18 protein-coding genes are annotated in these 22498 nt (G+C 58.2%); 10 read left to right on the forward strand and 8 right to left on the reverse strand.

The genetic code is table 11. The annotated features are described in order from the left end of the window. Positions 1–187: 187 nt before the first annotated feature. Genes ACR0MI_RS18090 through ACR0MI_RS18115 form a run of 6 tightly spaced genes read right to left on the reverse strand, consistent with a single transcriptional unit; the run spans position 188 to position 8959 of the window. Entirely contained in the window at positions 188–1387 is a 1200-nt protein-coding gene (locus ACR0MI_RS18090; RefSeq protein ID WP_170611656.1) for a catalase family protein, read from the reverse strand. Between the two features lie 9 nt (positions 1388–1396). Beyond that, the gene (locus ACR0MI_RS18095; RefSeq protein WP_170611655.1) at positions 1397–2896 is read right to left on the reverse strand and encodes a Dyp-type peroxidase; all 1500 of its coding nucleotides are present in this window, start codon (positions 2894–2896) and stop codon (positions 1397–1399) included. Continuing rightward, a complete protein-coding gene (locus ACR0MI_RS18100; RefSeq protein ID WP_170815995.1) occupies positions 2893–4194 on the reverse strand; it encodes a hypothetical protein in 1302 nt (433 codons plus the stop codon). Before ACR0MI_RS18100 ends, ACR0MI_RS18095 begins: the two co-directional genes overlap by 4 nt. A gap of 21 nt (positions 4195–4215) precedes the next feature. Then, positions 4216–4668, reverse strand: coding sequence for a hypothetical protein (locus ACR0MI_RS18105; RefSeq protein ID WP_170611651.1), 453 nt, complete (start codon positions 4666–4668; stop codon positions 4216–4218). A 13-nt stretch (positions 4669–4681) separates the two neighbouring features. After that, positions 4682–6538: a GMC family oxidoreductase gene (locus tag ACR0MI_RS18110; protein WP_480492179.1), complete on the reverse strand. Its 1857-nt coding sequence runs from the start codon at positions 6536–6538 to the stop codon at positions 4682–4684. 9 nt (positions 6539–6547) lie between these two features. Continuing rightward, positions 6548–8959: a hypothetical protein gene (locus ACR0MI_RS18115; protein WP_170611647.1), complete on the reverse strand. Its 2412-nt coding sequence runs from the start codon at positions 8957–8959 to the stop codon at positions 6548–6550. 335 nt (positions 8960–9294) lie between these two features. Between ACR0MI_RS18115 and ACR0MI_RS18120 the strand changes: the two genes are divergently transcribed. From ACR0MI_RS18120 to ACR0MI_RS18165, 10 genes are all read left to right on the forward strand, one after another. Next, positions 9295–11691, forward strand: a complete 2397-nt coding sequence (locus ACR0MI_RS18120; protein ID WP_170817101.1) for a T6SS phospholipase effector Tle1-like catalytic domain-containing protein — start codon at positions 9295–9297, stop codon at positions 11689–11691. Positions 11692–12025: 334 nt separating this feature from the next. Then, on the forward strand, positions 12026–13036 hold the full coding sequence (locus tag ACR0MI_RS18125; protein WP_480855096.1) for a hypothetical protein: 1011 nt from the start codon (positions 12026–12028) through the stop codon (positions 13034–13036). Between the two features lie 57 nt (positions 13037–13093). After that, positions 13094–13561, forward strand: coding sequence for an adenylate/guanylate cyclase domain-containing protein (locus tag ACR0MI_RS18130; protein WP_170611641.1), 468 nt, complete (start codon positions 13094–13096; stop codon positions 13559–13561). 11 nt (positions 13562–13572) lie between these two features. After that, a complete protein-coding gene (locus tag ACR0MI_RS18135) occupies positions 13573–14334 on the forward strand; it encodes a lectin-like protein (RefSeq protein WP_170817103.1) in 762 nt (253 codons plus the stop codon). A 486-nt stretch (positions 14335–14820) separates the two neighbouring features. Continuing rightward, positions 14821–16800, forward strand: coding sequence for a bifunctional 2',3'-cyclic-nucleotide 2'-phosphodiesterase/3'-nucleotidase (locus ACR0MI_RS18140; protein ID WP_480441494.1), 1980 nt, complete (start codon positions 14821–14823; stop codon positions 16798–16800). Positions 16801–16969: 169 nt separating this feature from the next. Continuing rightward, positions 16970–17290, forward strand: a complete 321-nt coding sequence (locus tag ACR0MI_RS18145; RefSeq protein ID WP_170611635.1) for a thioredoxin domain-containing protein — start codon at positions 16970–16972, stop codon at positions 17288–17290. A 52-nt stretch (positions 17291–17342) separates the two neighbouring features. Then, complete coding sequence (locus tag ACR0MI_RS18150) at positions 17343–18011, forward strand: cupin domain-containing protein (protein WP_170611633.1); 669 nt, start codon at positions 17343–17345, stop codon at positions 18009–18011. Between the two features lie 3 nt (positions 18012–18014). Continuing rightward, positions 18015–18698, forward strand: coding sequence for an SDR family NAD(P)-dependent oxidoreductase (locus ACR0MI_RS18155; protein ID WP_170611631.1), 684 nt, complete (start codon positions 18015–18017; stop codon positions 18696–18698). Between the two features lie 3 nt (positions 18699–18701). Further along, positions 18702–19763, forward strand: coding sequence for an FAD-dependent oxidoreductase (locus tag ACR0MI_RS18160; protein ID WP_170619635.1), 1062 nt, complete (start codon positions 18702–18704; stop codon positions 19761–19763). Between the two features lie 5 nt (positions 19764–19768). Further along, positions 19769–20332: a TetR/AcrR family transcriptional regulator gene (locus tag ACR0MI_RS18165; RefSeq protein WP_170611627.1), complete on the forward strand. Its 564-nt coding sequence runs from the start codon at positions 19769–19771 to the stop codon at positions 20330–20332. A 133-nt stretch (positions 20333–20465) separates the two neighbouring features. On the opposite strand, the gene ACR0MI_RS18170 is transcribed toward ACR0MI_RS18165, so the two are convergent. Then, positions 20466–21986 (reverse strand): tripartite tricarboxylate transporter permease, encoded by a 1521-nt coding sequence (locus tag ACR0MI_RS18170; RefSeq protein WP_170611625.1) that lies wholly within the window; start codon positions 21984–21986, stop codon positions 20466–20468. A gap of 1 nt (position 21987) precedes the next feature. Next, positions 21988–22491, reverse strand: coding sequence for a tripartite tricarboxylate transporter TctB family protein (locus ACR0MI_RS18175; RefSeq protein ID WP_170611623.1), 504 nt, complete (start codon positions 22489–22491; stop codon positions 21988–21990). Positions 22492–22498: the final 7 nt, after the last annotated feature.

Raw genomic sequence — 22498 nt, forward strand, 5'->3', positions numbered from 1 at the left:
ATGGTCAGGTTGCGGAAATGATGACCTTTCGGAAGGTGGTCACTGCTCGGACCGCCTGAGTAAGGAAAGCAAAGAACGCATTCCTCGTCCGACATCAGGGTTCCAACCAACCTGGTGTCAAAGGCAAACACCCGGCCAAAGCTTGTTCGATAAGGCGCTCATCGACAGTGCCGCTAACAGACGACCTTCATTCAAACGTCTCCGATCCGTCCGGTTCGATGTGGGCGGCCTTGTTCATTTGCTGACGAAAGACTGCCAGTTCCTGATACATTCGCCGCCGCGCCCGGCTTTGGTTGCCTAGCGGGCGGTGGTCGGCCAGCGAATGCCAGGGATTGATCCGCAAGTTCCGCGCGAAAGACATCTGGGCCGGAGTATCAAATTCCTGCTGCGGGATATGAATACGCGCGACGGGTATCCAGGGCGATTTGTCCTCGGGCCACAGCACCGAGGCATCCTCGACCGGCATCAGGTGCGGGTCGGACTGGATCTGCACCAGCATCTCAAATTCGGCCGGACCCGCGCGCAGGGCGCGGGACATGTTGTCCCGTAGGTAGTTCGGTGGCACGCGCCCGAACGGAACCCCGGGGATGGTCATCGGCACATCGGTCAAAGGCTTGTAAGAGTACAGCATTGCCTGCCCTTCGCCCAAAAGGTACGGCACGCAACTGAAGTAGCGCTGGCCCAGCGGATTGTACTGGGTCTCGTTCCACAGACCCTGCATGAGGAAGTCAATCAGGTGTGAATCCTTTGGGTTCAGGAAATACCAGATCGGCTCGTCAATAGTGCTCCAGTATTGCAGCTTGGCATTCTCGCGCACGTCCGGCGTCACGAATGTCGGCGTGACGACGGCGGGCCAGTCCTGAGTGAATTTCTCCTCCTCCATCAGCTTCGGCCCCGGCACGTCCATCAGCTTGACTGACATCGACCCGAACCCGACATCCCGAATGTCTTCAGGCACATCCGGGCCGGGCCCGGCAAAGCGAATATAGGCCGGATAGCTTCGTTCGGTCGCAAATACGCCTTTACGCAGGTGTTCGGGCAAATCGGGATTCACCGTAAAGGTTGCGCGTACCAGCCCGTGTGTTTTGGTATTGCCACCGCGTTCGTAGGCACCGGGTTGAAAATGCAGGTTCATCTGCTCGCGCATCTCGTCGATGATTGTCTGCAGCGCCTCCTCTTCCCAGTCAAATATCTTCTCCTCGGCCAGGCCAAGCCCAAGGTTCGGGCGCTTGCGGTTCTTGAGACGCTGAAGAAAGCGCGCCGCAGGTGCGCGAACCAGGCGGTTTAGCTGCGGGCGGAAAAATGGCTCCAACCTGCGTTCGAAGTGCAACCCGATCTGAAGTAGTGAATGCAGAAAACGGCGGATGAAAAGAAGGATAGCGCGCATGAGGATCTCCTATTCCTTCTGTTCTGCGAGCAAGCGTAACGCGCGCAAGCCGGGCAGGAAGAAATAGCCGCCACCCCTGACGGTTACGAATTGCGGCAGGTGGTCCAGCCGCTCGGCGATACCGGTTGCACGCTGGATACTGAAACTGTCTGATGCCACGCCGCCGACGGGCTCGCGGCTGCCGACAATCGGGTCCGCCTCGCCGTGCAAACCATCGAAGGAAGGTGAAGACATCCAGGCGTTCTGCACAAATTCGAACTGGCGCGTGATATCGGCGCAAAGGCAGACAAAATGCAGCCCCCTTGCCTCTTGATCGGCCCCTTCGCCTGACAGCGCCTGTTCAGGCGACAGCGGCGGCCCGTATGCGCGCCCGCGACGGACAAGCCGGTGAAAGCGTGTCGACGCAACCAGATCATGCCGTCCCGGCAGCTTGTCCCGCCTGCGGCGGAACCCAAGCGTGCTGGTGATCCAGGCCCATCGGCTGGTGACACCGGGTGGCTGATCACCGGTTCTCGGATTGGCGCGCCTGATATGGGCGCCAACCGGGCAGACCACGCCATCGATGTCATCCTCGTAGGTGAAATTGTTTCCCTGACGCCCGCCCTCGATCTCGCGCCTGCCCTTTATCATCGGTGTGCCGTCCCGCGCGCGACCCACCATCGCCGTTGCCAGCGCTTCGCGGTGCGCGGCGTCGCCATGCGCCACCGAGTCGAGATGTCGCCAGAACCCCGGCACGTCCTGTTCAAGCTGGCGCATGACCAGATAGCTGCCATTGTGTCCAAAGCCGTTGTCCCCCGAGGCCGCGCCGGCATGCGCCGTTGATCCATCTTCGGCGGTGATCAGCAGACCGGAGGAGACTTCCTTGTATTCATTGACATGGCCCAGAACGACCTCGCCGGGTGCGATAAGATTGGAATACGTCTCTCGACCATGCTTGGGTGGGGGGCTTTTTCGGTCCCAATCCACTTTCGGCTCGCTGATACCATCGGCAAAACCGAAAGGCTCGATGCCGTCATTCAGGCGCGTCGGCAGTTCTTGGATGATGTCGAATGCATCGTGAAATGCGTGTTCAAGAATTGTCGACTTGAAAGGGCCGAGCCCGCGCTCGCGTGCATAGAGCATCAGCAGCAAATGGACTTTACCGCCTTCCCACATCCAGTTTTCCGGCGCGTTTCCACCGGAATCGCCAAGCCTTCGGATGCGGCTGTCTTCGCCCGCCATTCCGGCCAGAAATGGCTGCGAAAACTGCGCCAGAATCTTGTCCGGCAAACCAAGTGCGCGCAATCCGCCAGCCGTAAACGCAACCTGAAGCGCGACCTCGGGCGGGGTATCCAACCACTCGGCCGACGTTATGGGTGCGGATGCCAGCCAATCCCGGGCGGTCCGAGCATCCGAAACGGTCAGCAGCAGAAACTCGGCCTCGGGCAGCTTGCCATAACCAAACCGGATCAAGCCTTGCATGTCCGCGAAATCGACCTGTGTGGTCTGGATATCCTTGTTTTTGCTCATATCTTGGCCAGCCATTTGCGCAGCGCGCGAAGCCCGGACGGCCGCCGTTCCAGCCCGGCGCGTATTTGCGAATGCCTGTCGAGATCGACGGCAGTAAGACCGGGATAGGCCTTGTACCAGACCAATGTGGCTTGCTGGCGGTTCCGCAGGAAGCGTTTGAACTTGTGCTCTTGCTCGGCCCCATCCTTGATCAGAAACCGCGTACTGGGATAACCCACGCCGTTCGAAAACACGAGGTTGAGCCCCCAGGCAACTTTGTTGACGAAATCGTCCATGTAGCTTTCCAATGCGCCATCGTAATTGCTGCAGAACATCACACGGCGCTTGTCATCGAAATAGACCCAACGCGCGAAATGGATTGTCTGAACGCGGGTGAGGTAGCCTCGCGAGAAGATGTGCCTTGCTGCGTAATTCAACAGATACAGCGCAACCGTTGTCACCGCGCGCCGGAATCCACCGGGCTTGAGATCGCCAACCGCCGAAAAGGGGTTGGTGACGTCGTGGTCGTCATAAGTGCCCATCGCAGCGATATGCGTGTCATCCGGGCGCGGCAGGATTTCGGGATCCGAACGCTCAAGTCGGCGCAGGCGCCAGATCAATAGCGGCGAGGCCAGCAGAACGAGCGGCGATATCGCCAAGAGCACCAACGGCACACCGAATTTTTCGGTCCAGTCGATGAAAACCCGCCGTAACGAAGGTGACCGCCTCGGCGTCAGGCGCAGGCGTCCTTCGCGCCGTTCGGCCGAGACAAATTCCTGCAACCGCTCGTGCAGCAGGATGGCATCTTTTGCCCCGTGGGCCTCAATAAGCGCGTGCAATTCCAATTTCAGAGCGTGCGCAAGCGCGGCTTCCTCGTGAATCTGCTGCACCGTGCGACCGCGCCTGTTTACGTAATTGGCGGCCTCGACCACATTGTGCCGGGCCATCCAATCACGCAGGTCCGTACCTTCACGGAAGTCCTCGCAATGCGAAAAGATGCGACGCAACCCTTCGCCCGCGTGATTTGCCATCTCAACCAGAAAGCTGTCCCGGTCTCCGTCCATATCGCCCAGAAACGCCAGATGCGGCGGGAAGGCGCGCGCTTCGACGCCATAAGCTTCAATGTCCCGCCATGTGTCGACTTGCGGAAGAAATAACCGCGCGACGTGCAAACGATCGAAATCAGCGAAGGGCACGATCGGGTTCTTGGGATCCGCAAGCCCCGGTTTAAGCACCATCTCGGACAGCAGCGCGCGCAAATCCTCGATGCGTCCCTCCGCAATGGGGGCCAAAATCAGAAAGGTGCTCTGCTGTGTCATGGCGGGGCCAGTCTACCAGATTTAGGACGATATCGCGTCAGCATTGAAATCCAGCGCGAAGTCGATCAGGCGATTGTCGTCCCAATAGACCTTGCCCAGATAGAGGCCAGGACCGATGGCCCGGATTTCGTCGCGGATCCATTGTGCGAGAAGCGATGTGTCGGAATAGTCCAGCACGATGCATTCCTTTCCATCGAGCCAGCTCTTGTCCTTGTAAACCTTGGCCAGAATGGCGTTAAGCCCAAACGGCAAGATACGATTGCGCAGCACCCCTTTCGACTGGTCGAAGACTTTGCCCTGCCAGGCAAAACTGTTGATAAAGCGAGAGATCAGCGGTGTGAATTTCGTGCCCGGGGCCACGATGGCGGTTCCTTCGGCTTCGCCGTCGGGAATGTCCCCGGCCGGTACGCTGGAAAACAGTTCGTCCAGTTCTTCCTGACTCATATCCATGAGCGACTCGATGCTATGTGCCATAATGGCCCCCTTTCTAGACAGTGACGTGTTTTGCATCCTCCAGAATGTCCTGGGCGGCTTTTTCGCCGACCATGTAAACAGAGGATGCGATGAAAAATCCCGGAATTCGCGGAAAGACCGAGGCGTCGGCTACCCGTAGCCCCTTTGTACCGTGTACGCGCAGGCGGCTGTCCAACACGCCGCTGTCGGGCGGCCCGATGGCGCAACTGCACGACGCGTGATGCCCCCAACACTCGTCACTTACAAACTGGGCGATTTCCGTATCCGTTTTGACATCCGGGCCGGGAATTTCCTCGGCCTCGATCTGGCCGTTGCGGCGCAGCGGCTCGGTCAGGTTGCGAACAAATTTCACCCCTTCGACAACCGCTTGCAGGTCGTCGTCGCCGCCTTGCTTAAAGTAGTTGAACTCGATGAGGGGCCGGTCGCGCGGATCAGCCGAGGCCAGCCGCACGCGCCCCGTCGCATTTGCTGTATGGGCCTTCAGGACGGCCCAGCTCAGATGGTTGCGGCTGCGCGCCAGATCAGCAGCATAGCCGGGGTAGTAGCCAGCGAACCGCCCTAACAATGCCATGCAGAACAAATCAGGCAGCTTCTTGTCCGGGCTCGAACGCCGAATAACGCCCAGCGCCGCTCCGTTGGTTGAATACAGACCCTTACCGGTGTCCTGCCATTCCCGCCATAGCGGATCACCGGATTCATAACGGCAGTCGGTCAAGCTTTCCCAGCAATCCACCGCCATGCGGTTTACGACGGCAACTTCGTAGCGATCCTGCAGGTTGCGACCAACGCCGTCCAGCGCTACGCGTTGCGGAATACCCGCCCGCGCCAGTTCGTCGGCCGGACCAATTCCCGACAGCATCAGCAATTGCGGAGTGTTGAAGGCGCCACCCGCAAGAATAACTTCGTGTTTAGCCTGCACGCGCCGTCGAATTCCCTGACTGTCGCTTGGGGTTGCATGCGCACGATAAAGCCGCTCTCCCTTGAGGTATTCGATCCCGGTCGCGCGATTCTGATCATCAAACAGAACCCGGGTCGCAAGTGCGTCAAGCTCGACCGTCAGACAATCCGGATAACGCCGTGCGGTTTCGAGCACCCGCTCTCGTGTGCCGATACGCCGTCCGTTTTGCGTGGTAAGCGGCGTGTAAACCAGGCCCTCGGCGTTGCCGTCGATCCGGTCAAGGTCATTTGGATCTGCCGCACTCTTGAGCTGCCAGCGCAGGTGCCGCCATACCTTGTCTCCATCACCCAGCATTTCGCGAACGGATGCACGCAGCATGTCCATGATGTCGTCGTCGCGCAGGGCCGCACGCGGGATCGCCTTTTCCGTAGAAAGCCAACCGCGATAGCCGTGGCCGGTCCGGTCGATGCCAATTGCATTCAGCACCTTTTGCATCGGGCGATGGCGGCAGTTTTCGATCCGGCGGAAAATCTGATGCATCGCCTTCGGCGACCAACCGGCGTCGCCGGTAAGCTTCTCGATGTGGCGCCAATCATCGTGATGCGGGTAAAGGAATATCATTGCGTTATGTGCCGTGCAGCCACCCAGCGTACCCGCCCGTGGGTACAGTACGCCATCAGGCCCCGCCTTTGGATCGCGCGCCTGCAGGGCCGGGTCGGCATAGTGGCTGACATGAAAGTCCCAGCGCAGTGCTTCATTCTCGGTGGCGAAGGGATGAAATGCCGGGACGTCATAGTCATCGGGCAACCGGTTTTCCGCGCCCAATCCCCGCACACCGCCCTGTGCGGAACGGGGATCGCCACCTGCCTCCAGAAGCAGCACGCGCATTCCCGCTTCGGCCAGTCGGGCCGCAACCGTGCCGCCGCCCGCGCCCGAGCCGACGACGACATAGTCATAAATGGGCGCGTCCACGCTCATACCTCAGAAACGTTTGAGGTAGGCGATCAGATCCTCCTTCTGCGGATCCGTCAACCGGGTTCCGAAATAATGACCACGATTGACGACGAAGTCGGGGCATTTGCTGAGTTCGAGAAGCGGTTCGACCAGATCAGCGAACATGGCCCGCACCTGAGTATTGCTGGCATTGTCGGGCAAATCCTTCAGGTTCCGCTTGATCATGATGACAAGCCGGGCGAGCCTGAAATCATGCTCGATCCGTTCCAACAAGTCGGCGTTGTCCAGCCGTATGTTGAGATTGGCAAGCAGGTTGATCGGTGTCCCCGCAGGGATCGGGCCCAGTTCGATGTCGCCGTTTTCGCTGAAAAGCCAGGGCAGTTCGTCCCGGAAGGGTTCGAACAGGCGCACCAGGAAGTCGGGCTGGAAACCACGCGGGATCATCAGGTAGCTTTGCTCGGTCGTGCGATCGATTAGCCCGGGCACCTTGTCGCCCAGTTCACTGTCACGCAGCCGGCGTTCTGGCCACAGCATCTTGCGAATACCATCGTCGAAGGTGCGCATCCTGGCTGCGACCGACGGGTCGGGTTCATAATAGCCCACCGTGTTGTTCAACAGATACGGCGCCGTCGACCAAAGACTGATCAGCGAAGGTACACGCGTGTAACCACGGCCGCCTGCAGGCATTTCGTACATGTAGGGTTCGCCGGTCACCGGATGGTGCACCTCGATCTCGCCGACCGACGGCAGCGCCTTGTAGGTCGAGGACGAAAAATTGTCCCAGATGTTACCCTCGATGGCGTTTGTCGCCAGCGGGCTGCAGGCGTTTGTCTCAAGTAGCGTGACCGGAATCCGCATCTCATTCGACAGATAGTTGTTTTCCAGAAAATCGTCGGCGTTGACGATTTCGGTCATCTCTGCCTTGAATTGATCCGTCTTGGTTAGCTCCCAGTAGTTCGACCAGCACTGCAGGTATCCCGGCCCCGAGCATCCGCCTGGCATGGCCGCAAAGGCCGTTTCGGGCAACTTGGAGGAATGGCAGCGGGCGCAGTTTTCGGCAAACAGCGTCTTGCCCCGGTTCACCGTCTCGTCATCTTCGGTCAGGTGCTCTGCCCCGCCCGGCGCGTCAGCCAGGTAGTCCGGACGTCCGGCCTTGAGGAAATAGAGCGCAGTCAGCGGAGACTGCAGTTCCGTCGCGCGCCAATAGGCCGAATTCTTCTGCGCGGTTTCAATCTCGATGGGCGTGATCGTGCGGCCTCCGACAATCGGGTTGAAGTGCCGCGTCCATTCTTCACTGAAAAGACCTATATTGAGATAAACCCGGTTTAGCGCCCCAAGCGCGCCAACCGAATCCGCGCCGTCCTTCAGGACGCGCGGGCTGAAGCTGATATCGGGCGGCTCAAAAAGCTGTGTCAGCGGACCCTGATCCACGAAATCCTGAAACTGCATGTTGTCGCGCTCGCCCCCGGTCAGGCGTTCCTCGCCCAGCCTTTCGGCTATGCGCAGACGTTCCTCCAGCAGATAGATCGCGTTCATTGTGCGCGGGTTGTTGATGTAGTCAGGCGACACCAGCGACGTATCAAGCGATCCGGGCCGCGCTGTGTGAATCAACTGAACCATGTACTGCCGGTCGTCCGGCTTCCACGCGAACACCCTGTCGAACCAGAAATACTGGGCGCCCACCGTCGCGTTGAGATTGCGCATCTCGGGGTTTTCGGGGTCCTCTGGCGGGTCGATCGGGCTTGGACCGACATGGCAGAAGGCGCAAGACATGCCAACGCGATAAGGCCGGACCAAATCCTTGTCGAAATAGTAATCGGGGTCGTTGTAGAAACGCTCGGGATCCCAACGCCGCTCAGCGCGTTCATCGAAATCCGGGTTGGGGAATAACCGAAGACCCAGAACGCCGGTTGGTTCACCGTAATATGAGCCGACAGGCATGTTGCGGCCCCGCGCACCGATTTCAACGCCCGGATATTTTTCGGCGTTGTCAAATGGGTCGGCTGCGCAATCGTCACGCCGTTTGTCCAGCCAGAGCCCATAGCGTTCGGGATCCGGGCCAGTCGCCTGATCGAAACACGGTTCGTTTATCAGACCCAGATATTCGAACCGATTGGCGCGTTGCGCTGGCAGATCAGGATGCGAAGACAGGGTCTTGAGAAGATCAAATTGACCGAACGTGTCGCGCGTCAGGCGATCCCAAAGCAAATCGTTGCCGCCGGTCCAGACCATCCACATGTTGCGACCCTTGATTTCATCCGGGCCAAGCGGAATGCCGTTGTCAATCTCGGCGAAATAGTCCTCATCCGCAGGCGGAAAAGACGTCTCGTCTCGCCCGACCAGCATTGCCTCGTCAAGCGGGCCTGAAAAAAGCTGCGCCAGGGCGGCAACGGGCAGAAATGCGACCGGAAAAGTCAGCGAAATAATGCGACAAAACATCAGGCAAACTCCAATCTTCAGCTAGAAATTGGCATCAACCTCTCAGTTGGTACTGTCATATCAGTGTTGGTCCGAATCGAATTTATTGCAACCATGAAGGGAAAGCCGGGTATTTGCGCCTGGATCGAAGGGCCGAATTTTGCGGCTGAAGCGTTTTGGTGACCAGTTTCTGGCACCGTATGACAGTGTGCTCCGGTCGTCTGGCCAGCAAACCGGATGAGGATTTTAATGTTTTATTTCAAAATCTTAATGACATGATAATTTTTCACCGATGAGCCTACTGCCTCCTTCCGGCCACCGGTGCGCGAGGGAATTGATTAGTCCGAAGGTGCGTTATGGATGACCATGAAGACACAAAGACTGCAGCGGGCCTTCCTGAAGGGCGCAAACCGCGCACAGGACCGAACAAGCGGCTCATTGTGTTCGCTGACGGTACAGGCAACGCATTCGGCGGTCAGGCATCGAACATCTGGCGGCTTTATGAGGCCATCGACAAACGCGGGCTTAGTCCCCTGAAGTCCAGCCCGCAACTGGCGCGCTATATCCCGGGTGTCGGAACGTCATCGATTGGACTGGTGCGCTTGTTTGACGGTGCCACGGGGCTGGGCGTGCCGGGCAACGTGCAAAAGCTGTATCGATTCCTGTGCTGGAACTGGGAACCCGGTGACGAAATCTGGATGTTCGGCTTCAGTCGCGGCGCTTTTACCGTGCGTACGCTGGCTGGACTTATCAGCTCCCAAGGGTTGATGCCCCGGGAAGTCGACGGGACCACCATGTCAGTCGCGGAAATGCATCGCAACTCGAAAGGCGCGTGGCGTGCCTACAGACGGCAGACCGCACCATTTCGCGATCCTCGCACAGGCAAAGTTCGCATGAGCCCGACCGTCTCGATCGGGCGCTTCATCCGGGATGCTTGCGTATGGGCCAAACGGACGATCAGCAGGCAGAAGAAACATGTCCAGGTGATTGAGATTCTGCGAACTGAGCAACCCGAACGCTGCGCCGGCCAGATCAAAATCAGGTTCCTGGGCCTGTTTGATACGGTCGAAGCTTATGGAGTGCCGCTGGAAGAGCTGCGCGCGGTTTTCGATTTCTGGATATGGCCCATCAGTTTTCGCAACCGCGTCTGCAGCCCGGTCGTAGAACATGTCTGCCACGCCCTGTCCCTTGATGATGAGAGACGCACCTATCACCCGCTGCGATTTGATCAGACTCCACAACTCGATCTCAAGGGCTCAGGCAATCAGAAGGACGGGCCAAGGATCAAGGAGGTTTGGTTTGCCGGTGTCCACGCCGACATTGGTGGCGGATATCCCGACGATGAAGCTTCGCTTGAGCCGCTGATCTGGATGATTGAGGAAGCCAGAAAGGATGGCCTGATCTTCATTGACGAAAAGGTCCACGAACTTGACAGCCGGCGCTCGAAAAACGCGTTGATTCACGATTCACGCAGCGGATTGAAATCGGCCTACCGCTACACACCCCGACCCGTTGAAAGTGGTGAGGCATTTGGTGGCAAGCCTGTTGTGCACAGCTCGGTCGTCCAAAAGATCCTGACTGGCCGGGATGGCTATGCGCCAGTGATGATGAACGACGATTTCCAGCCGCACGATCAACCACAACAGGTTTCACTGCACCACAACGCGGAAGTTGCCGAGCAGGTCAAGGCACTGGTCTTGTGGCGCAGGATCGCAAATATCTCGTTCATCAGCCTGCTTTTGTTCGCATTGGTCCTGCCATGGGCGGGCGAGCCCGTCCGGGCCATGTTGCAGCCCGGCCGACCGCCGGTCGGGTCAGATGGCGTCGTGCTACCCGACGCCATATCGTCCGTCGCACCCGGCATCGTTCAGCCCTGGATACAATCCCTGTGGAAGCATCCAGTGCTTTCGATACCGCTCATCGTGGCAATTGTGGCGCTGTTTCTGTCCGGCGCGGCGCTTCGGGACCGGATAAAGGATACCGCCCGTCAGGCCTGGACCTCGGATCGCAAAACCAATCTGCAAAAACCGGCAGACCGGTTTCTGGTTCGAACGGGCAATTTGCTGCAATCCAGCCGAACACTGAATGCGGCTTATGCATTTCTGGGCCCCAAGCTGGTGCAGGTCGTCTTGGCTGTGTTGATGTTGCTCGGCGTGTTCAAGCTTGTGCATGTTTTTAGCCTGATGTTCACCACCGTCAGCGGCAGTCTGTGCCCAGACACTGGCCCCGGACACGTGATCGAACCGGGAAGCACTTTTGTTCTGCAAGATGAGTTTTCGCCCCAATCTGTCTGCTGGCCGACTGGTGTCGATCTTGTCGAAGGGCAAACATACTGGATCAGGCTGGAGGAAACCGATCCATTCACCGACAAAGGCGCACGCGTTCCGATGACCGGGTTCCAGACCAACAAACGGGTGTATGTACTGGGCAGCCTGATACGACGTTCGAGCGCAAACTGGTTTCAACCGGTCGCGCAAATCGGGGCGAAGGGCCAATCGATTTTACCGCTTTTTGACTACACAGACAAAACCACGGCGTTCATTTCGTGCTTTGATGACATGGCCGCCGAAGACGGACGCAATTGCGATCCGGTTGATGCACCCAAGGCGATGACGACGCGTATCCGGGCAGAGAGAAGCGGACCGCTGTTTCTGTACGTGAACGACGCGATCATCTGGCCCTTTGACGGTTTCTATGCCAACAACGGTGGCTCCGCCCGTGTCAGCATCCTTGCAGAGGAACCGCCGCTATGACTCTTAATGCAGCGGAACTGTTTCAAAGCTCTGACCGTCAACATGCGCTCCCTCCGCTTTTGCTGAAGTGCAGCAATCAAGACTGTCGCTAGTGCCTGGGTGCGGTGCCATCAGCCGCGAAAGGCAAAGTCCCAACTGAGTTACCGAGACCCAAAAGCGCGATGTCAGCCAAGACAGGATGCGATGACTCGAGACCTTCCGGACCATTCGGAAAACACACTTCGCGAACAATCCAAACGGCGCTCTTCTCGACAGTCGAATTTGACAAAGATCCAATGGCCGCCATAGTTTTAGGCCTGGCTGCTCAGTGTTTTTGAGATGTTTTGGTGTTGAAATGCGTGTCTTTGGCTGGGCATTTGCCCTTGAAATTTGTGCCGGACCGATCTTCGCGCAAAGTTTGCCCGCGAACTCAGTCTTCTGGTCGCAACCCGGTAGCACCGCCACATGCAGCGTGCAAAAACTGCACACCCTGCCTGACGAAAGAACAATCGTCACCCGCGGGGCTTTTGAAGGGAAATCATCTGCGCAGCGCTTCACTCAGGCCAGCGGATCCAACATGCAATCTGCGATTGGCAGCCGAAGTTTTGATGTACGTGCATTCGCTCAGCAGTACATATCGCTGGCGCAAAAAGGCAGTTTGACCAAGCTGCCAGGCGTAGACCACGATACGCACTCGTCATTTAAGTCATCGGTGCTCCTGATCAACGCCGCTTTCGCGTTTTCATTGTTCGATTTGCGCAAGGCGTGGTCGGCACAGGAAAGGGCGTTGGTCATTGATTGGGGCAACAAGATCGAACGCAATCAATGGAAGTATGGCACCCCCTCAGTGGATTCCGTTGCAGCCCAGGGGGCGGCGGCAATGGCGTGGGGTGCTGCGACCCAGCAACCCAAGATCTACAAAAAAGGGTATCGCCGCTTCATCAGAACGTTCAAGCGGATAGACAAGAATGGCCTGTTCGAAAGCAACCTGCGCGACAATAACGAGACAATCGCCATGGTCATGCTGTCTGCGGAAGTTCAGCGAAGCAACGGGCTGTCGGGGTACAACATGGCAATGAATGGAAAGACCCTGCACGATGCGGTCAAGGCGCACGCGATCCGTACGTTGGAACTTGGACTGGTTGAAACACGGACACAAGCGGATGATGGCGGATCAGTCAGCTACTTTCGAACAAAAGGGTTCGCGGCGCATTTGGCATGGATTCCTATGTATCTTAGCCGGTATCCGTATGGCCCGGCCTCGGCGGATGTTAAAAGATTGAAGGCCGCAGTTGTCAGCAAAGGTGCGGGCGGGAGAAGCTTTTTTGGACGAAATATCGGAGGACCTACGGAATGCCTTTGGTAGTTCAAATCCCCGATTTGCCGGACCCCTTTCCAAGTCATCCGGTTCGGGGATCACCCCTTGGAAACTGAAGGATCATCTCCCGGCGGCCGCTCCGCTGTCCGCAGGAAACTGGCCGCAATTTTTGCTGCGGATGTGGTCGGCTTTAGCCGGCTGATGTCGCTGGATGAGGAAGGTACGCTGCTGCGGCTTGCCGATCACCGCGTGACCATGGATGCAATAATCTCAAAGCGTGGTGGACGTATTGCCAACACCGCCGGAGACAGCGTTCTGGCGGTGTTCGAAAGCTCCGTCGAGGCGGTGCGCTGCGCGGTCGAGGTCCAGGAAGCGCTGCGGTCCAAAAACGCGGGGGTGCCAGATGATCGGGTGCTGCAATTCAGGATCGGGATCAACGTTGGCGATGTGATGGTTCAGGGCGATGATCTGCTGGGCGATGGCGTCAACGTGGCCTCTCGGCTTGAGGCGCTGGCAGAGCCAGGGGGATTTGCCTTTCAAGCCAGGTACGCGAACAGATCGAAGGAAAACTGACCCTTGAATTTGTGTCGATCGGTCAAAAATGGCTGAAAAACATCCCAAAACCAGTTCAGGCCTACCGAGTTGCAGGAGAGCAAAGCAAGGTTTCGCGTTTCGTTGCGGTTTCAGGCTCTGCCCTCCGCAACAAGTGGGTTGTTCCATTGCTGGTCGCGCTTTCAATCGGACTGGCAGTCTTGGGCCTGACAGTATTGAACCTGTCCGCGCCCGATAACATGGCGACACCCGCTTCACCTGTTGTTGGAGATACCTTCAACCAACGGGATCTTGACGATTGGGCAACCCGTTCAATCAACTCACGAAAAATCCTGGAGCAGGCCACTTTTCAGGAACATGATTACGCACTGGTGCACGCCTGGGGTATTAAATGGGTAGAGGCCGAAGCAGAGGCCCGCGCCATGGGCGGATATCTGGCTGAAATTGGTTCACAGGCCGAGAACGATTTCCTCGTCGATCTGATTGCCGGTCAAGATGATGTCTGGCGGATGCGCGACGAAGGGGACCGTTGGCAGCGTTTCGGACCCTGGATCGGACTGGTTCAGAAGGAAGGTTCAAACGAACCTGCCGAAGGCTGGGAATGGTCCAACGGTGAACCCGTTGCCTTTACAAACTGGTTCTGGCACCAGCCCGACAACTATGACGGAAGCGAGCATTTCGGAAGGTTTCGCCAGTTTTCAGACCAGCCCGGGATCAAATGGGATGATGCCCGGCATGTCTCGACCGCGCGAGGATATCTGGTCGAATTCGAAGGTTCCTCGATCCAGAACTGAAGAGTTGGAATTTTTTCAGCAGAAACTGGTTTTCTGTCTCAGGGAACTTTGACGGCATGCACCGAATTTCGAGATCGTCGTAGCACACAGAAATGCGCTCCAGAAGCCCAACCATTGGGGCCATTTTAGTTCTGCTACCGCGCCCGTCTTTGAAACCTCAGGCGCGACTTCGCTCGGGAAACGGACGGATGGTTCTCACGCTTGATTTGTCGGTTCTCCTTCTCAACGAAGATCAACAGGCAACACGTCGCATGGTGCGTTCGCATCGGAGCTTCTGGGTCCAGGTCAGATTGCCGAAGAGAAAAAGTTGGGCACGGATCGGCGGCAGTCGATTCTACATCACACAAACGCAACTTTATGCATTAAGCTGTCTGGAGGTTTCCAGCCTTTAGCTCTGACTATTTTCGACTGATCCGGGCCGCTGTCACAAGACTGTAGCCAATACCTTGCAGAAGACCTTCGAAACACGAACCCAACAGGTGTCCCATGACTATGAAAAACACAACGGCCCTTTCTCGCCGTCAGTTTCTTGCCACGACCACGGCTGGCGCAGCGCTTGTCGTGCTGCATCCCTACTCGGCAGCGGCAAGTGGAAATCAGGCGCACCTGCGAATTATGGAAACCACGGATATTCACGTCCACGTCTTCCCATATGATTACTATGCCGATAAGCCCCGCGACACGGTGGGTCTGTCGCGCACCGCTTCGATCATCAATCAGATCCGGTCAGAAGCCACGAACTCCCTCCTGGTCGACAACGGCGATTTTCTCCAAGGCAACCCCATGGGCGACTACATCGCCTATGAACGCGGAATGAACGAGGGCGACAGCCATCCGATCATCACGGCGTTCAACACCGTCGGCTATGACGCGGCCACCTTAGGCAACCACGAATTCAACTACGGCCTGAGCTTTTTGGAGAAAGCACTTGCAGGCGCGGAATTCCCGGTTGTTCTGGCCAACGTGGCCAAGGAAAAGGGTGCCGGCCCGCTCGGGGACAAGACGTTGGTTCAGCCGTACACCATCCTCGACCGCGAGATTGAGATGGGCGACGGCACCAAACACCCGATCAAGATCGGCGTCATCGGCTTTACCCCGCCGCAGATCATGAACTGGGACCGCAAGCATCTGGATGGCAATGTCGAGACGCGCGACATCGTCGAAACCGCCAAAGCCTATGTCCCTGAAATGCAGGAACAGGGCTGCGATCTGATTATCGCCCTATCGCATTCGGGGATTGGCGAAGCCGACCATACAGACGGTATGGAAAACGCCTCGGTCGCACTGGCAGGGGTTGACGGGATCGACGCCCTTGTGACCGGGCACAATCACCTGGTCTTCCCGTCACCGACCTTTGCGGATCGCCCCGGTATCGATGTCGAGAAAGGGACGCTGATGGGAAAACCAGCCGTCATGGGCGGATTTTGGGGTTCGCATCTGGGCATTTTGGACCTGCTGCTGGAACGTGACGGATCCGAATGGCGTGTCGTCACCACCACCTCCGAAGCGCGCCCGATCTCGAAGCGGAACGAAGACCGCTCGATCACGGCTCTTGTCGGTGACGATCAGAAAGTGCTGGATTCGGTTGCCGTAGAACATGAAGAGACGCTGGCCTATGTCCGCCGCGCGGTGGGCAAAACCTCAGCTCCGCTGCACAGTTATTTTGCGCTTGTGGCGGATGACCCTTCGGTCCAGATCGTCTCGATCGCGCAGAAATGGTATATTGATCAGATGTTGAAGGGGACCGAGCACGAAGGGCTGCCGATCCTGTCGGCAGCGGCACCTTTCAAGGCCGGGGGTCGGGGTGGACCCGATTACTACACCGATGTCCCGGTTGGTGATGTCGCAATCAAGAACGTGGCAGACCTGTATCTGTACCCCAACACCGTGCGGGCCGTGCGGGTCAACGGAGCGCAAGTGCGAGGTTGGCTGGAACGGTCGGCAGGCATGTTCAATCAGATCGAGCCCAGTTCCAAGGACGCGATCCTGCTGGACCCAAGCTTCCCGTCCTACAACTTCGACGTCATGGACGGTGTGACGTATCAGATCGACCTGTCTCAACCCTCACGCTTTGGCCCCAAGGGGGAAGAGGTCAATCCCGACGCTGCGCGGATTGTGAACCTTCAGTTCAACGGCGAGCCCGTGACAGACGACATGGAGTTCATCATCGCCACCAACAACTACCGCGCCTCGGGCGGTGGATCCTTCCCGGGCGCCTTGGGGGACACGGTTGTTTTCGAGGCCCCTGATACAAACCGTGATGTAATCGTTCGCTATATCGTCGAGCAGGGAACAATCGACCCCAAGGCAGACGCCAACTGGTCGTTTGCCCCGCTGGAAGGGACCACCGTCCTGTTCGAAACCGGGCCCAAGGCTCGTGATTATATGAACGATGTCAAAGGTGTAAGCATTGAAGACGCCGGCGACGGCGCCGACGGCTTCGCAGCGTTCCGTATCAAGCTTTGATGCGCAACAGTTCAATCTCAAGGGCGGCCGATGGGTCGCCCTTTGTTTAATCTCGAAGCCCGCTCTGTCTCCTCGGTAACAGCTGCCTGTGTGAGGGCGTGCCTTGACTTTTCTCTACCTACTGATAGGTAGTTATCTGTTGATTGATCCACCCAAAGGGACAGGCCTCATGAAATTCTATGACGTTGAAGGTTTCCCAAATCCTGCCTGTGCCCGTATCGTGCTTGCTGAAAAAGGGGCCAAGGACAGGGTTGAATTCGTCCCCGTGGACATGATGGGCGGCGAGCATCGCACGAAGGCGTTCAAGGCCAGGAACCCCGAGGCCGTGGTACCCTGCCCGGAACTGGCGGGTGGCACATACATCTCGCACTGCCATGCGGTCACCGAATTTATCGGCGCGGCCTTGGCAGATTTTGCAAAGCTAGACATTTCCGAAAGATTGAAAACCTGCAGTCTTGGCGCGCCAAACATTCGAACCGCCCGCCTGTAGCGGGTTGATCTCCGGGTCGTCGGCATCACAAATCGCAGAGGGAATTGGACCAATGGAAATAAACTCGGACTTCTCAGATCGCGTTGTAGTTCACTCCGACCAGCTTGCGTGGCAAGCCTCGCCCATGAAGGGTGTAGAGCGCCGGATGCTGGACCGGATCGGAGACGAGGTGGCACGCGCGACCACAATCGTGCGCTACGCGCCGGGTAGTCATTTTTCTGCCCATACTCATACCGGGGGCGAGGAGTTCATCGTTCTTGATGGCGTGTTTCAGGACGAACACGGCGACTTCCCCGAAGGCACCTACGTTCGCAACCCCCCGACCACGCAACATACGCCGGGGTCGGAGCCCGGGTGCACCATCTTTGTCAAACTCTGGCAATTCGACATGGAGGACCGCAACCAGTTCCGCAAGACAATGGCGGATGAGCTGGCCGCGCCGGAAAACGGCGTCGCCACGGCGGTCCTGCACAAAGACAAGCGCGAGGTTGTCACCTATAGCCATCTGGATGCGGGCGCGACGCTGACCTCGGATGCCACAGGAGGCATCGAGGTCCTGATCATCGACGGCTCGGTCACAGAAAGCGGGGATGAACTGGTCAGGAACGACTGGCTGCGCCTGCCCGAAGGTCAAAGCCTGTCAGCCGTTGCAGGGCCTAGTGGCGCCAAAATCTGGATGAAGACCGGTCATTTGCCGTTTGCCCGGCCACCAGCGGTGTAACCGATGACCCAACAAAAACCCTTGGCGCTTGTCGCCGGAGCGGGAGCTGGCCTTGGCCAATCTCTGGTGTCGCGTTTTCAGGCCGAAGGCATGGAGGCGGTTGGTCTTGGCCGTAGCCGTCCGGAAAACTCCGTCGGCGTGTTTCACGAGATCGACCTGTCCGACCCGGACCTGACCGCACCAATCATTGCAGACCTGATCGCGGAACACGGGCCGCCAAAGATTGTCGTGCACAACACCGCAGAGCTTGTAGTCGCGCCTTTCGCAGAAACGTCGCTGGATGACTTTCAGCGCACATGGACCTCGATGGTACAAACCCTGGTCGTGCTGGCGCAATCGGTGATGCAGCCGATGGTCCGTGGTGGCGGCGGTGCCCTGATCGTATCGGGGGCAACCGCCTCGCTGCGCGGCGGGGCACGTTTTTCGGCCTTTGCCTCGGCCAAGTTTGCCCTGCGTGGGCTGACACAATCGCTGGCGCGCGAATACCAGCCGGCGGGTGTTCACGTCGCGCATGTCCTTCTGGACGGCATCATTGATACAGCCCAGTCGCGCGATCGCCACAGTCTGGATCCTACCAAGATGATGAAGCCTGAAGACATCGCGCAGGCCTATTGGCAACTGGCGCAGCAGCCGCGTTCGACCTGGACCCATGAGCTGGACCTGCGCCCCTTGAGTGAGGCGTTCTGAGGCATGCGCACGGATACGCTTATCATCGGTGCAGGGCTCTCGGGCCTCAGCCTGGCGGCGCAACTGATGGATCAGGGGCAGGACGTTCTGGTGGCCGAGGCACGCGCCCGTCTGGGCGGGCGCATCCTGACCGAAACGCAGGGCGACGGTTATTTCGACCTGGGCCCGTCCTGGTTCTGGCCGGGTCAGCCCCGGATTGCCACGCTGATCGACCAGCTTGGATTGAATCGGTTCGAACAGTTCAGCACCGGCGCGCTGAGTTTCGAGGATGAGCACGGCCGTGTCGAGCGCGGCCGGGGATTTTCATCGATGGAAGGGTCATTTCGCCTGAAAGGCGGCCTTGCCGCCTTGATCGATGCACTGGCAGCCCGAGTGCCTGCCGGAATGATCCACCTGTCCACCCGGATCACCGCGCTGACGCAATCCGAAAACGGAGTGCTGGCCACCACGCAATCGGGTCAGCAGATCAGCGCACAGCGTGCGGTTCTTGCGTTGCCCCCGCGCGTCGCGGCTGAGCTGACCTATAATCCACCTTTACCCGAGCAAACTCGCTCCGCCATGCGCGAGGTCGCGACCTGGATGGCTGGACAGGCAAAGGCGATTGCCGTGTACGACACGCCCTTTTGGCGCGAGGCGGGACTATCAGGCGACGCCATGAGCAGGCGTGGGCCGTTGGTGGAAATACACGACGCTTCGCCCGCCGAAGGCCGTACTTATGCGCTGTTTGGCTTTATTGGCGTTCCACCACACATGCGCGCGGATGAACAGACGTTGCGCCAGCAGGTTCTTGCACAACTGGTGCGCCTGTTTGGCTCAGCGGCGGCAAATCCAAATGCGCTTTACATTAAAGACTGGGCATTCGACCCCTTCACCTCTACCGACCTGGACTTGCAACCTCTGTACACGCATCCGCGATACGGATTGCCGCAAGCCATGCGGGGCATCTGGAGGGATCGGATCATTTTCAGCGGCACGGAAACAGCCGCGCAATTCGGGGGATATCTTGAAGGCGCGCTGGAAGCGGCAGAAACCGCAGCGGCTTTGGTGCGTAGGGAAAGGGTTTAGACGCCATGGAAACAGATACAAAGACGGCTCTGCTGAATTCTGCCGAGCGTGCCGCCCGCAGCAAAGGGTTTGACGGGTTCAGCTATGCCGACCTTGCCAAAGAGGTGGGCATCCGCAAAGCCTCGATCCATTACCATTTCCCTACCAAAGACGCGCTGACGATTTCGTTGATGATCCGCTACCACAGCGAGTTGTCCGGCCGCTGTGCCGAGATTGAGCGGCTGTATGACACGGCGGGCGAGCGGATAAGCGCGTTGATCGCGCTCTATCGCACAGCATTGAACGGTGGGAAAACCCTGTGCCTGTGTGTCTCGTTGATCAGCAGCCGGGAAAGCCTTTCACATGAAGTCACTGATAAAATTCGCGAATTCCGCAGCATGTTGGTTTCGTGGATCGAAGGGGTCTTTACTTTGGGCAAGGCAGATGGGTCGATCTCGGGCGTTAGTGAACCTCGGGCGGAAGCGCGTGCCGCATTGGCCTTGCTGGAAGGCGCCCACCTGGCCGCGCGGGCCGAGGAAAGCCCGCAAACCTTTGATGACGCAGTGGCAATACTACAGTCCAGATGCTGACACGGGCCTGATCCTGATCACGTGGGCGCGGCAACGCTTCAATCAAACCACCCAGATGCGGTCGTCCACTGCCGGTGATCCAAACTAGCAACGACGTATTGTTTGGCCCGCAGGCCAAACAAACGCCTGAAACTCAGTCACCATCCGCAACCCCTTCGGCCCGGGCACGCGCGCGGCGGCGGCGGAAGCTAGGCAGCAACACCAGAAGCACGGCGAGAACCAGAAGACCCAAAGTCATCGGCCGCTGCCAGATAAAACTCATGCCATCATAAAGCTGCATCGCGCGCGAGAAGTTGTTCTCAAGCAAGGGTCCAAGAATGAACCCGATCAACAGTGGCGCCAGAGGATAATCGGCAAAGCGCAGGATCGTCGCGCAAACACCAAAGCCGACCAGGATCAGCAATTCGGTCGCATTGTTCTGCCCGATATACGCCCCCATGAGCGTGAAGAACAAAATGAACGGGATCAGGAAGTTGCGCGGAACGGCCAGTACCTTGGCGATATAAGGGATCAGCGGCAGGTTCAGGATCAGCAGCACCAGATTTCCAAGATACATCGAAATGATGACGGCCCAGAAAATCTGCGGCTCGTCGATCATCAGGCGCGGTCCGGGGCTGACATTCAGCGCGATCAATGCCCCAAGAAGGATCGCAGTGGTACCCGACCCGGGAATGCCCAGCGTCAGAAGCGGTACAAACGACCCGGTACAGGCGGCGTTGTTTGCGCTTTCCGGCGCGGCGATACCTTTGATCTCGCCCTTGCCAAAGCGCTCCTGTTCTTCCTTCGGCGCGATGTTGCGTTCCACCGCATAGCCAAGGAAAGAGGCAATCGTCGCCCCGGCCCCCGGCAAAACGCCGATGAAGAACCCTTGAATGGACTGGCGTCCGATGACCGGGGCTATCTTTCTCGCCTCGCTGCGGTCAATTCTCAGGTTCGTGATTTCACCACTATCGCCACCCCCGGTTTTCGACCGGTTGGGGTCCAGAACAAGGTAGATCGCTTCCGGCAAAGCAAACATTGCCATGGCCAGCGTAATGAAACCAAATCCGGACTGCAGGTCCATGATGCCCATGGTGAAGCGCGGCGCGTTGAACAGCACACCTTCGCCCACCGTCGCCATGATCAGACCCAGGAAGGTCATCAACAGCGCTTTGCTGACCTGCCCCGTTCCGGCAAAGGCGGCAATGGCCGAAAGACCGACGACCATCAGCGCGAAATACTCCGAGGAATGAAACAGCAGTGCCACCGAGGCCAGAGCCGGCGCAAAGACCATCAGCAGCACCGCCCCGATCGTGCCCCCGGCAAAGGACGAGATTGCGGCGACGGTCAGCGCCTTGCCTGCCTGCCCCGAACGGGCCAGCGGGTAGCCGTCGAAACTGGTTGCAACTGTCGAGGCCACCCCTGGCGCGTTGATCAGGATCGATGATGTCGATCCTCCGAAGACGGCGCCATAGTAGACACCGGCCAGCAGGATCAATGCGGCCGACGGGTCGCCGATGGTAATCGCGATCGGGATCATGATCGCAATGATCGACATCGGCCCCAGACCCGGCAGCATGCCAATGAACGTACCGATCAGGCAGCCGCCGATCACCATAAGAATGTTTGTGAACGTAAAGGCCGTCGCGAGGCCCATCATGAGTCCTTCAAGCATGTCAGCCTCCGTTTGCCATCGCGTTCAGAAATCCGGGAAACGGGCTGAGGAAAATGCCAAGTATCACTTCCACCAGATACCAGACCACCCCGGCGGCAATGGCACTGACAATGACCATCAGCACGTACCGGCGCTCGCCGAGAATGAAGCTTCCTACCGTGAGAAAGAGGAAGGTCGAGACCAGAAATCCAAGCGGACGCAGCAGCAGCGCATAACCGACCATCAAGGCCACCAGCAGCAACGCCTGACCCAACTTGTATTCATGCAGCTTCGCCAGATTGATGTCCGCCGCATCTTGTTTCTCAGGTGTTTTTTCCAACCCCAGAATAATGGACACCGACATCAAAATAGCACCTATGGCCAACACCTTGGGAAAGCTTGACGGCCAGATCGGGCTGCGCCGCATGATTGGCGGCAACAGGTCGTCCATGGTGAAATAGGCGGTATAGCCATAGGCCAGACAGATCAGAAGAATGACAAGTGCAATCCAGCGATCCAGTGCCATTTCCATC

The organism is Ruegeria sp. D4 (assembly GCF_056534475.1).